The organism is Pseudomonas sp. UBA6315 (assembly GCF_002438125.1).
In the GTDB taxonomy this organism is placed as follows: domain Bacteria; phylum Pseudomonadota; class Gammaproteobacteria; order Pseudomonadales; family Pseudomonadaceae; genus Aquipseudomonas; species Aquipseudomonas faucium.
Window position 1 is genome coordinate 1 of record NZ_DJTF01000095.1, and the last position, 11,741, is coordinate 11,741.

An 11,741-nucleotide genomic window follows, 5' to 3' on the forward strand; every position below is an offset into this window, starting at 1 on the left:
CCCAGTTGTTGAAGATGAACCCGAGGTTGGAAAAGGCACATGGCTGCAGGTAGAGAAAGCCATTGATGTCGTCCTCGAAGCCGCACAGCGGGCAGGTGAAGTTGTCGCTCACCCCCGGCATCCACTCTTCCAGGCTTTCGAACAGGGGCTCGCCCACCTCGCGACGGCACTGCGGGCAGCCGGCTTCTTCCAGGAAACCCTCGGTAGGCGTGTAGATGCAGCGCTTGAGCATCACCTCCAGGCCATTGACCGGCTCGCCGAAAGGCAACTTCTCGGGGTGCAGCGCGACCTTGCGCGCCCCTGCCGCCAGGGCGTGGCCCATGCGGTTGCCGGTGCGAGCGCAGGTGGTCAGCTGCTCTTCGACGATTTTCTCGCGCACCAGCCAGCGCACGATGGCCCTGGCACGGGCCTCGTGCACCGGCACGGTGGAGAGTTTGGGGACGATGATGCTCTGGGTGTTCATGGGCGAAACGGGCCTGGGGATAGCGGTAATGCGCAATTCTACCGCTCAGGCACTCAGGTAGCGACCGATCAGCGCCAGGCCGCTGGCCAGCACCAGCCAGGTGACCAGGCGCACGAAGGCTTCGCGAGACAGTTTCAAGCTCAGCCGGCGGCCGGCCCAGAGGCCTGCGAACATCACCGGCAACAGGCAGGCGGCGAGCAGCAGCAGGCCGGTGTCGGCGTACACGCCCGCGATCAGGAACAGCGACAGGCGCACCACGGTGCTGCAGCTGATGAGCGCACTCTGGGTGGCGCGCACCTGCTCTTTCACTTCAAGCCGGGCACTGAGGTAGATGGCATAAAGGAAGCCGCCGCTGCCGAACAAGGCACCGAACAACCCGCCCACCGTGCCCATCGGCACCGCCCAGAAGCCCGCAAGCCTTGCCGGGCGCACCTTCACGGCCAGCATGTAGAGCGCATAGGCCGTCACGAAAAGGCCCATCAGCAACAGCAGCAGGTCGCTCTTGAGGTGCAGCAGGAATATCACGCCCAAGGTGCAGCCGATGGCCATGCATGGCAGCAGGCGCAGTAGTTCGCTGCGCACCACGTCGCGGCGCGAGGGCAGCAGGTTGCCGAAAGCGGCGACGAAATCCAGCAATACCAGCAGCGGGATGATCCGCGACAGGGGCATGAAGTGGATCAGCACCGGGCCGGCGACCAGCGCGGTGCCGAAGCCGGCGATGCCGAAGACGATGTAGGCCACGGCGATGGCCAGGAGAATGGGCAGCCAGTCGAATGCGGACAGCGAGAGTTGGGCAAGCATGGGGTCAGTTCCAGAAGAGGCAGCCACAGGGTAGCGCGTCCTGGCCCGATTGCCGGCAAGCCGCCTCCACAGGGTTCAGCGCCGACCTTGTGGGAGCCGGCTTGCCGGCGATAGGGCCGGGACAGACAAGCGGGCCTGATGTCCTTTATGATGCCCGCCATGATCAAAGACCCCTTCGAACGACTCGGCCTGGACCGCGAGGTCCTCACCGTCAGCCAGCTCAACGGCCGCGCCCGCGTGCTGCTGGAAGACGTGTTCCGCAGCGTCTGGGTGGAAGGCGAGATTTCCAACCTCGCCCGCCCGGCCTCCGGCCACATGTACTTCACCCTCAAGGACAGCGGCGCCCAGGTGCGCTGCGCGCTGTTCCGCCAGAGCGCCACCCGCGTGCGCCAGGCCCTGCGCGATGGCCTGGCGGTGCGGGTGCGCGGCAAGGTTTCGCTGTTCGAAGGGCGTGGCGACTACCAACTGATCCTCGACACGGTGGAGCCGGCCGGTGACGGCGCCCTGCGCCTGGCCTTCGAGGCGCTGAAGGAAAAGCTCGGTGCCGAGGGGCTGTTCAGCGCCGAACGCAAGCAGCCGCTGCCCGCCCACCCACGGCGCATCGGCATCATCACCTCGCCCACTGGCGCGGTGATCCGCGACATCATCAGCGTGTTCGGCCGCCGCGCACCGCAGGTCGAGCTGAACCTGATCCCCACCGCCGTGCAGGGCCGCGAGGCGATCAAGCAGATCGTGCGCGCCTTGCAGCAGGCCGACCGGCTGGGCTTCGACGCGCTGATCCTGGCCCGCGGCGGCGGCTCGCTGGAAGACCTCTGGTGCTTCAACGAAGAAGCCGTGGCGCGCGCCGTGGCCGCCTGCGTGACGCCGATCGTCAGCGCCGTGGGCCATGAAACCGACGTGTCGATCAGCGACTTCGTCGCCGACGTGCGCGCCCCCACGCCGTCGGCCGCCGCCGAACTGCTGGCGCCCGACAACAGTGGCCTGCAGCAGCGCCTGGACGGACTGCAACGGCGCCTGCTGCTGCGCATGCAGAACCGCCTGACCCATGACCGCCTGCGCCTGGATTCGCTGGCCCGGCGCCTGCGCCACCCCGGCGAGCGCCTGCGCCAGCAGGCCCAGCGCCTGGACGACCTGGACATGCGCCTGCGCCGGGCCTTCCTGCTCAACCTCAACCAGCGCCGCGAGCGCCTGGGGCGCCTCGACACGCGCCTGGCCGCGCAGCACCCCGGGCGCACCCTGAAGCTGCTCGGCCAGCGCCTGGACAGCCTCGCCGAGCGCCTGCCACGGGCCATGCGCGAAGTGCTCAAGGACCGCCGCCAGCGCTTCCAGGCGCAGTTGCAGACGCTGCAGGTGGTCAGCCCGCTGGCCACCCTGGCGCGCGGCTACAGCATCCTGCTCGACGAGCGCGGCCAGGCCATCCGCAGCGCCGAGCAGACCCGCAACGGCCAGCGCCTGACCGCGCGCCTGAACGAAGGCGAGCTGCAGGTGCGGGTCGAGGACAACCACCTGACCCCGGTCACCCTCTCTCTACTGGACTGACACATGCCTCGCCTGTTCGCGCCCCTGCTCGCCCTTTCTCTCCTGCTGGTGGCCAGTGGTGCCCAGGCCAGCTACATCACCCGCACCCTGAACAAGCCTGTGCCCGGTGGCGTGGCCGTGGTCGACCTCGGCCCGGCGGCCGCCGCGCCCGGCGCACGCTTCGATGGCAAACCGGTGCTGGTGGTCAAGGAGCAGGACAACTGGCTGGCCATCGTCGGCATTCCGCTGACCCAGAAGCCCGGCACCGCCGTGCTGACCCAGGGCGGGCGCACCCTGCCCTTCACGGTTGGCAGCAAGAAGTACCCCGAGCAGCACATCACCTTGAAGAACACCCGCCAGGTCAACCCGAACCCGGACGACCTCAAGCGCATCGACCGCGAGCTGGCCGAGCAGATCAAGGCCTACCGCAGCTTCAGCCCCAACCTGCCGAGCAACCTGGTGCTGGACAAGCCGGTCAGCGGGCCGCTGTCGAGCAAGTTCGGCGTGCGCCGCTTCTTCAATGGCGAGGAACGCAACCCGCATGCCGGGCTGGACTTCGCGGTGCCGGCGGGCACGCCGATCAAGACCCCGGCCAATGGCAAGGTGATCCTGGTGGGTGACTACTTCTTCAACGGGCGCACGGTGTTCGTCGACCATGGGCAAGGCTTCATCAGCATGTTCTGCCACATGTCGAAGATCGATGTGAATGTCGGCCAGCAGTTGCGCCGTGGCGATGTGGTCGGCCGGGTCGGCTCGACCGGGCGCGCGACCGGGCCGCACATGCACTGGAACGTCAGCCTCAACGATGCGCGGGTGGACCCGGCGATCTTCATCGGTGCGTTCCAGCCCTGAGGTCGCGGCGCCTCTGCCCTTGTGGGAGCCGGCCTGCCGGCGATGAGGCCAACACGGCGCTTGCGCGATCAAAAAATACCGCGCAACACATTAAAAGCTCGAAAAGAATCTGAGCCATAAAATCTCGCCATCCGGCCTTTTTTAAGCATTTCTCTCAATTTTCTGCCAGCACTTGCCATCCCTGACCCCACTGGTTAGGGTTGAAGGCATGAAAACCTTCAGCACCCTCATCCTGCTCCGACAACATCGCAGCCTCTGCCTGGTCAGCGCCCGACTACCAGGCTGAATCGCGTCGCCTCGCCTCCTCATCTCGTTATCGCTCGGCAGGCCCGATCTCGGCCGCACATAAAAGGATTGCTTCCATGTCCATGCTCAAAGACCCATCGAAGAAGTACCGCGCTTTCCCGACCATCGACCTGCCTGACCGCACCTGGCCGTCGAAGACCATCACCGAAGCGCCGATCTGGTGCAGCTCCGACCTGCGTGATGGCAACCAGTCGCTGATCGAGCCGATGGACTCGGAGAAGAAGCTGCGCTTCTGGAAGACCCTGGTGCAGGTGGGCGTGAAGGAAATCGAAGCCTCGTTCCCGTCCGCTTCGCAAACCGACTTCGACTTCGTGCGCACCCTGATCGAAGACGGCCACATCCCGGACGACACCACCATCCAGGTGCTCACCCAGGCCCGTGAAGACCTGATCGCGCGCACCTTCGAATCGCTGCGCGGGGCCAAGAAGGCCATCGTTCACCTGTACAACGCCACCAGCCCGTCGTTCCGCCGCATCGTCTTCAACCAGGACAAGCAAGGCGTGAAGGACATCGCGGTGAACGCGGCCAAGCTGTTCGTCAAGTACGCCGCCCAGCAGCCGGAAACCCAGTGGACCTTCCAGTACTCGCCCGAGACCTTCAGCGCCACGGAGCTGGAGTTCGCCAAGGAAGTCTGCGACGCCGTCATCGAAGTGTGGAACCCGACCCCTGAGCACAAGCTCATCCTCAACCTGCCGGCCACCGTGGAAGTCGCCACGCCGAACATCTACGCCGACCAGATCGAGTGGTTCTGCCGCAACATCAGCCGCCGCGACAGCGTGATCATCAGCCTGCACTGCCACAACGACCGTGGCACCGGCATCGCCGCCACCGAACTGGGCCTGATGGCCGGTGCCGACCGCGCCGAAGGCTGCCTGTTCGGCAACGGCGAGCGCACCGGCAACGTCGACCTGGTGACCCTGGCGCTGAACCTCTACACCCAGGGCATCGACCCTGGCCTGGACTTCTCCGACATCGACGGCGTGCGCAAGGTGGTCGAAGAGTGCAACCAGCTGCCGGTGCACCCGCGCCACCCTTACGTCGGTGATCTGGTCCACACCGCCTTCTCCGGCTCGCACCAGGACGCCATCCGCAAGGGCTTCGCCAAGCAGCAGGAAGGCGAGCTGTGGGAAGTGCCGTACCTGCCGATCGACCCGGCCGATATCGGCCGCAGCTACGAGGCGGTGATCCGCGTCAACAGCCAGTCCGGCAAGGGCGGTATCACCTACCTGCTCGAGCAGGAATACGGCATCAGCCTGCCGCGCCGCATGCAGATCGAGTTCAGCCAGGTGGTGCAGGGTGAAACCGACCGCCTGGGCTTGGAAATGACCGCCCAGCAGATCTACAGCCTGCTGCACAAGGAATACCTCCAGGCCAACAGCCCGTATGCCCTGGTCAGCCACCGCCTGCAGGAAGAAAACGGCCACAGCGCCGTGGAAGTGGAAGTTGCCGGCGAAGGCGAAACCACCCTGCACTGGCGCGGCAAGGGCAATGGCGCCCTGGAAGCCCTGGTGGCCGGCCTGCCGGTTGCCGTGGAGATCATGGACTACAACGAGCACGCCATCGGTGCCGGCACCAACGCCAAGGCGGCGGCCTACATCGAACTGCGCGTGGCCGGTGGCCGCCCGGTGCATGGCGTGGGTATCGATGAGAACATCACCACCGCCAGCTTCAAGGCACTGTTCAGTGCGCTGAACCGCTCGCTGAGCCAGCAAGAGGCCAAGGCGGCGTAAGCTGCCGGTTGGTGCTCAAGAGCCCGCATCCTGGATGCGGGCTTTTTTATTGCCTGTACCGGCCCCATCGCCGGCAAGCCGGCTCCCACAAGTCCCCCCGCAGCTTCTGTGGGAGCCGGCTTGCCGGCGATAGGGCCAGCCCAACCCACACAAAACCTGCAGGCAAAAAAAAGGGGCGCCGACCAAGCGCCCCATAAGCCGTAAAGCACACAACGAATTCGCTTTCAGTCCAGCAGCGCCATGGCCTCGGCGCTGCACGCCTCGATCCGCGCCCACTCGCCGTTCTTGATCCAGCTGCTGTCGAGCATCCAGGTACCGCCCACGCACATCACATTGGGCAAGGCCATGTAATTGCGCACATTGGCCGGGTTCACCCCGCCCGTTGGGCAGAAGCGGATATCACCAAACGGGCCGGCAAAGGCTTTGATCGCCGCCACGCCACCGCTGATTTCCGCGGGGAACAGCTTGAAGCGGCGGTAGCCCAGGGCATAGCCCATCATGATTTCCGACGGCGTGCTGATGCCAGGCAGCAGCGGGATCTCGCTGTCCACGCCCGCTTCGAGAATGTCCTGGGTGATGCCCGGGGTGACGACGAACTGCGCGCCAGCCGCTTCAACCGCCGCGAACATGCTGCGATCGAGCACCGTACCGGCGCCCACGCACAACTCCGGGCGCTGCTCGCGCAGCACCTGGATGGCCTTCAGGCCATGCTGGGAGCGCAAGGTCACTTCCAGGGTGCGGATGCCGCCGGCAGCCAGGGCGTCGGCCAGCGGCAGGATGTCTTGCTCACGGGCGATGGTGATTACCGGCAGAATGCGCGCCGCGCCGCAGATCGCATCGATCCGGGCAGCTTTCTCGGCCATCGAGAGCTTGGGCTGTGGGCGTTCAAGGGTGGTCATGACAGTGGATCCTTGGCTCATGGGCACCAGTAGATGTCCAGGGGGTCGTGAAGAAAGGCGCGAATCGGCATTTCGGTAATATCGTTGCCCGCCAGCGCGGCGCGCAGGGTAGCGAGTTTGCCCGGGCCTTGCACGGACAGCGCGATGAAGCCAGCGCTGGCCAGCAGCGAACGGGTCATCGACAGGCGCTGGTGCGGCACGCTCGGCGCCAGCATCGCCAGGCAGCGGCGCTGGCTGTCGCGCGCCAGGCCTTCGGCCAGGTTGGGGCTGTTGGGGAACAGCGACGCGGTATGGCCATCGTCGCCCATGCCCAGCACCAGCACATCGATGGCTGGCAGCGCGGCCAGCGCCTGGTCGGCGCCCAGCGCTGCCGCATCGAGGCTCTCGGCCTGGCGGTAAAGGCCAAGGAAACGCGCCTTGGCCGCCGCCCCCTTGAACAGGTGGCGGGCCAGCAGGCCGGCGTTGCTGTCGGCGTGTTCCACCGGCACCCAGCGCTCGTCGGCCAGGCTAACGGTCACCTTCGACCAGTCCAGCGCTTCAGTGGCCAGCTGTTCGAGAAACGGCACCGGGCTACGGCCGCCCGACAGCACCAGGCACGCCTGGCCCTTGGCACTGATCGCAGCACGCAGGCGCTCGGCCACATCACGCGCCAGGGTCGTCGATAGCGCCTTGGCGTCAGCCAGCGCATGCGCGTTCACGCTTGCCGGCAATTTCAGCTCAGATATCCCCATACCACGCCCTCCCATCACGTGTGATCAATGCAATCGAACTCATTGGCCCCCAGGTGCCCGCCGCATACGGCTTGGGGGCATCGCCCGCGTTGCGCCAGCCGGCGATGAGCTGGTCGCACCACTTCCAGGCGTACTCGATCTCATCCTTGCGCACGAACAGGTTCTGGTTGCCACGCATCACTTCGAGCAGCAAGCGCTCGTAGGCATCCGGAATCCGCGCAGTACGCCAGGTGTCGGAAAAATTCAGTTGCAGCGGCCCGCTGCGCAGCTGCATGCCCTTGTCCAGGCCCTGCTCCTTGGTCATCACCCGCAAGGAAATGCCCTCGTCCGGTTGCAGGCGGATGATCAGCTTGTTGCCGATCTGCAGGCGCTGCTCGGGGGCGAAGATATAGTGCGGCGTTTCCTTGAAGTGGATGACGATCTGCGAGAGCTTCTGCGGCATGCGCTTGCCGGTGCGCAGGTAGAACGGCACGCCGGACCAGCGCCAGTTGCGGATGTCGGCGCGCAGGGCGACGAAGGTTTCGGTGTCGCTCTGGGCGTTGGCGTTGTCTTCCTCGAGGTAGCCGGGCACCGCCTTGCCGTCGCTGTAGCCGGCGATGTACTGGCCGCGCACCACGCGGGTGCTCAGGCCGTCGCCGGTGATCGGCGCCAGCGCCTTGAGCACCTTGACCTTCTCGTCGCGGATGCTGTCGGCCGAGAGGTCGCTGGGAGGGTCCATGGCGATCAGGCACAGCAGCTGCAGCAGGTGATTCTGGATCATGTCGCGCAGTTGCCCGGCCTTGTCGAAGTAACCCCAGCGGCCTTCGATGCCGACCTTTTCGGCCACGGTGATCTCCACGTGGGAAATCGAATTCTGGTTCCACTGGGTTTCGAACAGGCTGTTGGCAAAGCGCAGGGCGATCAGGTTCTGCACCGTCTCTTTGCCCAGGTAGTGGTCGATGCGATACACCCGGCTTTCCGGGAAGAAGCGCGCCACCGCATCGTTGACCCGGCGGGACGACTCCAGGTCGTGGCCGATGGGCTTTTCCAGCACCACCCGGGTGCGTGCGGCGAGGCCCGCCTTGTCGAGGTTTTCACAGATCGCGCCATACACCGCGGCGGCGGTGGCGAAGTAGGCGATCAGCGGCTGCTCGCCGGGAGCCTGCTCGGCCAGGGCCTGGTAGCCCTCTGGCTGCAGGAAGTCCAGGTGCTGGTAACGGAGGCGGCCGAGAAAACGCTCCAGCGCCGCAGGCTCCAGGTCAGCGTCGGCGACGTGCCGGCGCAGGTGGGTTTCGATGGTAGCCAGATGTTCCTGGGCACTGCCGGCCTCGCGGGCCAGGGCCAGCAGGCGGGTATCGGCATGCAGCAGGTGGGCGCGGTCGAGCTGGTAGAGCGCAGGAAACAGCTTGCGCAATGCCAGGTCGCCCAGGGCGCCAAACAGGGCAAAAGTGCAAGGTTCGACACTGATCGCAGCCATGATGTTGGTTCTTTCCTAAAGTTGGTCTAGGAATACCGCTTTCACATACGGTTTTCAAGGAATAATGTAGTAAAAACCACAACATTACACACAAAGGTTACAGACAAGTGGTGCGCCACCCGCACCAACAGTACGATACATGACCCTGCAAAAAGCCTGCTGATCCGTCAGCCGGCTGTCTTCCCGACCCAAGGACATCCCATGGACCGCGTGCGAAACCTCCTGGAGCAGATCCAGGGACGCCTCGACGAGCTGAACAAGGCCGAACGCAAAGTCGCCGAAGTCATCCTGCTCAACCCGCAACAAGCCACCCGCTTCAGCATTGCCGCGCTGGCCCAGGCGGCCAAGGTCAGCGAGCCGACCGTCAACCGCTTCTGCCGCTCGTTCGGCGTCAACGGCTACCCGGAGCTCAAGCTGCAACTGGCGCAGAGCCTGGCCAGCGGCGCGGCCTACGTCAGCCGTGCGGTGGAAGCCGACGATGACCCGGCGGCCTACACCCAGAAAATCTTCGGCAGCGCCATCGCCTCGCTCGACGCCGCCTGCCAGCAACTCGACCCGCAGCAGGTCAGCCGCGCCGTGGACATGATGATCCAGGCCCGGCAGATCCACTTCTTCGGCCTCGGCGCCTCGGCCCCGGTGGCGCTGGATGCCCAGCACAAGTTCTTCCGCTTCAACCTGGCGGTGTCGGCCCACGCCGACGTGCTGATGCAGCGCATGCTGGCCTCGGTGGCCCACACCGGCGACCTGTTCGTGATCATCTCCTACACCGGGCGCACCCGCGAACTGGTCGAGGTGGCGCGCCTGGCGCGGGAAAACGGCGCCTCGGTGCTCGGCCTCACCGCCGCCGGCTCGCCGCTGGCCCAGGCCTGCAGCCTGAGCCTGCATATTCCGCTGCCCGAAGACACCGACATCTACATGCCGATGACCTCGCGGATCATCCAGCTCACCGTGCTCGACGTGCTGGCCACCGGCATGACCCTGCGCCGTGGCGTGGACTTCCAGCCGCACCTGCGCAAGATCAAGGAAAGCCTCAACGCCAGCCGTTACCCGATCGAGGACGACGAACTCAACTGAGCCGGTGCGCCTGCAGCCGCAAATGGGCGCGCTGCCCCGGCGCCAGGCTCAGGCCCTCGCCGCTGCCACTTGCCGCCTCGACGCAGACGAAACCCTGGCTTTCGCGCCCGCTCACGCCCATCAACGGGCGGTTACCGGGGTGCCAGACCACCGTGTCGTCGCTGTCGCCGGTGTCGATGCACAGCTCGCGCTGCCAGGCCGGGTCCTGCAGCTGCACCCGTGGCGTGCCCGGGTAGACCTTCTGGCAGCCGCCCTTGAGCTTCAAGGCGCCACCCTCGCGGCAGGCCTGGCGGTTGAGACGGTCGTAGCCTTCGATGTCTTCCAGCCCAGACAGCGCTATCTCGGCAACGTCACTGATACGCCAGTAGGCCAGCAGCGCATGGCTCAGCTGGCACGGTTCGCTGTCCTGGTGCTCGGTGCTCAGGCTCAGCTCCATGCGGCTGCCCAGCCGGGCCTGCAGGTCGACCTGCCAGTCGCACAGGTCCAGGCGCCACTTCAGCGTCACGCCCTCCTCGTCCTCGCGGCTGTCCACCAGCTTCCAGTCCAGCAGCCGGGCCCAGCCATGGGCCGGCCACAAATCTTCGCTGGGGTGGCGGCCATACCAGGGCCAGCACACCGGCACGCCCCCGCGGATCGCCCCCACCTGCGGCCACTGCTCGGCGCACCACAGCCAGGGCCGCTCCCCGGCCGGCTGAAAGTGCAGCAGTTGCGCGCCCTGGCGGCTGAACACCGCCTGGCAACGGGGGTGATCGATGATCAGCACATCGCGCTGCTGGTAACGCTCCCACTCGAACGTCGGCCTGGGCCGTTGCGAGGAAAAGAAGCGATGTAGCGGATGTTCGGGCATGGTTCCAAGCTCTTGTTGTTTGAGATAGCGCTATCTCGGCCTATCCCCGACAACCACTGCAAGCCAGTGGATGCCGGGAGCCGAATTGGATTGGCGTAAATTTACAACAAATTGGCTTAGAAAGACGACTGAATCTTCAGCCCGGCGACCAGCGCGTTGTCCACCTCGTCGACCCCGCCTGGGCTCTTGATGTACTGCAGGTTGGGCCGCACGGTGAGCCAGTTGGTGACGTGGAAGCCGTAGTAGAGCTCGGCGTTGTACTCAGTGCGCTGCAGCGGTACGAAACCTGCGTCGTCGTAGTCGCTGATTCCGCTCTGGGCATTGAGCAGCTCGGCCCGTTTCTTCACGTCGTCGTTGACGTGAATGCGCGCCACGCCGAAGCCGATATCGTCCTTGGGCCGGGCATCGAACGCGCCCTTGTACACAAGCCCGACCTGCTGGTAGTTGTCGACCACGTTGGTGGCCTTGTCGTGCACGGTGAAGTTGGCGAACAGGCTCAGGCCGCGGTTGACGTCGCCGTCATGGGCCGTGACCTGCTGCTGCGCCACCACCCACCAGCCGTGCTTGCTCGAATGCGACTTGAAGTCTGCGCCGCTCAGCGCCTGCGGGTTGCCGTTGACGTCGTCATACACGTCATCGGCCTTGGCCGTGCTGTAGTAGTAGCCCAGGCGGTATTCGCCCGGCAGGTCGTTGACCTTGGGCGACCAGACCATTTCCACCGGCAGGATCGCGCCCTTGGTGCCGCTGCCGCTGAGCTTGAAGCCATTGCCGGTTTCCAGGTTCGAGGGGTTCTGCTCGAACGCGCCAACCTGGACGAAGAACTCCGGCGTGATGTTGTACTTGACCCGCAGCGCCCATTGGCTGACCGGCCAGTTGTACCAGATGCCGCCCACCCAGTTGCCCACCTGCGAGCCGCAGAAGGCCAGGTTCTGGAAGTCGCAGGGGAAGCTGTTGAAGTCTTCGCCCTCGCCGAAGCGGCCGAATTTCACGTCCAGCGCGCCGTCGAAGTACTTCTGCTTGACCCACATCTGCGTCAGCCGCCAGGTCTGGCCGCGGCCCCACAC

11 protein-coding genes are annotated in these 11,741 nt (G+C 65.6%); 4 read left to right on the forward strand and 7 right to left on the reverse strand.

The window, feature by feature from the left end:
• Positions 1 to 463 (reverse strand): sugar ABC transporter ATPase (locus B3E94_RS12270; RefSeq protein ID WP_286913700.1); only part of this gene is annotated, 463 nt, incomplete at its 3' end.
• A gap of 45 nt (positions 464 to 508) precedes the next feature.
• The gene (locus B3E94_RS12275) at positions 509 to 1,264 is read right to left on the reverse strand and encodes a sulfite exporter TauE/SafE family protein (RefSeq protein WP_286913701.1); all 756 of its coding nucleotides are present in this window, start codon (positions 1,262 to 1,264) and stop codon (positions 509 to 511) included.
• A 159-nt stretch (positions 1,265 to 1,423) separates the two neighbouring features.
• On the opposite strand from B3E94_RS12275, the gene xseA reads away from it, so the two are divergent.
• The 3 genes from xseA (at position 1,424) to leuA (ending at position 5,670) form a co-directional block, all read left to right on the forward strand.
• Positions 1,424 to 2,803, forward strand: coding sequence for an exodeoxyribonuclease VII large subunit (gene xseA, locus B3E94_RS12280; RefSeq protein WP_286913702.1), 1,380 nt, complete (start codon positions 1,424 to 1,426; stop codon positions 2,801 to 2,803).
• 3 nt (positions 2,804 to 2,806) lie between these two features.
• Positions 2,807 to 3,634 carry a peptidoglycan DD-metalloendopeptidase family protein gene (locus B3E94_RS12285; RefSeq protein WP_286913703.1) on the forward strand — a complete coding sequence of 276 codons (828 nt, stop codon included), beginning with the start codon at positions 2,807 to 2,809 and terminating at the stop codon, positions 3,632 to 3,634.
• A gap of 362 nt (positions 3,635 to 3,996) precedes the next feature.
• A complete protein-coding gene (gene leuA, locus B3E94_RS12290; RefSeq protein WP_176514682.1) occupies positions 3,997 to 5,670 on the forward strand; it encodes a 2-isopropylmalate synthase in 1,674 nt (557 codons plus the stop codon).
• Positions 5,671 to 5,894: 224 nt separating this feature from the next.
• Here leuA and B3E94_RS12295 read toward each other — a convergent pair whose 3' ends face one another.
• From B3E94_RS12295 to zwf, 3 genes are read right to left on the reverse strand one after another with little or no spacing between them, the layout of a single operon-like run.
• Complete coding sequence (locus B3E94_RS12295) at positions 5,895 to 6,569, reverse strand: bifunctional 4-hydroxy-2-oxoglutarate aldolase/2-dehydro-3-deoxy-phosphogluconate aldolase (protein WP_236236831.1); 675 nt, start codon at positions 6,567 to 6,569, stop codon at positions 5,895 to 5,897.
• Between the two features lie 17 nt (positions 6,570 to 6,586).
• Entirely contained in the window at positions 6,587 to 7,300 is a 714-nt protein-coding gene (pgl, locus tag B3E94_RS12300; RefSeq protein WP_286913704.1) for a 6-phosphogluconolactonase, read from the reverse strand.
• Positions 7,287 to 8,756, reverse strand: coding sequence for a glucose-6-phosphate dehydrogenase (gene zwf, locus B3E94_RS12305; protein WP_236236833.1), 1,470 nt, complete (start codon positions 8,754 to 8,756; stop codon positions 7,287 to 7,289). Before zwf ends, pgl begins: the two co-directional genes overlap by 14 nt.
• Before the next feature lie 210 nt (positions 8,757 to 8,966).
• Here zwf and hexR point away from each other — a divergent pair, with 210 nt between their 5' ends.
• Positions 8,967 to 9,830, forward strand: a complete 864-nt coding sequence (gene hexR, locus B3E94_RS12310; RefSeq protein WP_176514750.1) for a DNA-binding transcriptional regulator HexR — start codon at positions 8,967 to 8,969, stop codon at positions 9,828 to 9,830.
• Here hexR and B3E94_RS12315 read toward each other — a convergent pair.
• Positions 9,823 to 10,677, reverse strand: a complete 855-nt coding sequence (locus B3E94_RS12315; RefSeq protein ID WP_236236834.1) for a D-hexose-6-phosphate mutarotase — start codon at positions 10,675 to 10,677, stop codon at positions 9,823 to 9,825. The genes hexR and B3E94_RS12315 overlap by 8 nt on opposite strands.
• Positions 10,678 to 10,793: 116 nt before the next feature.
• Positions 10,794 to 11,741 (reverse strand): carbohydrate porin (locus B3E94_RS12320; RefSeq protein WP_286913705.1); only part of this gene is annotated, 948 nt, incomplete at its 5' end.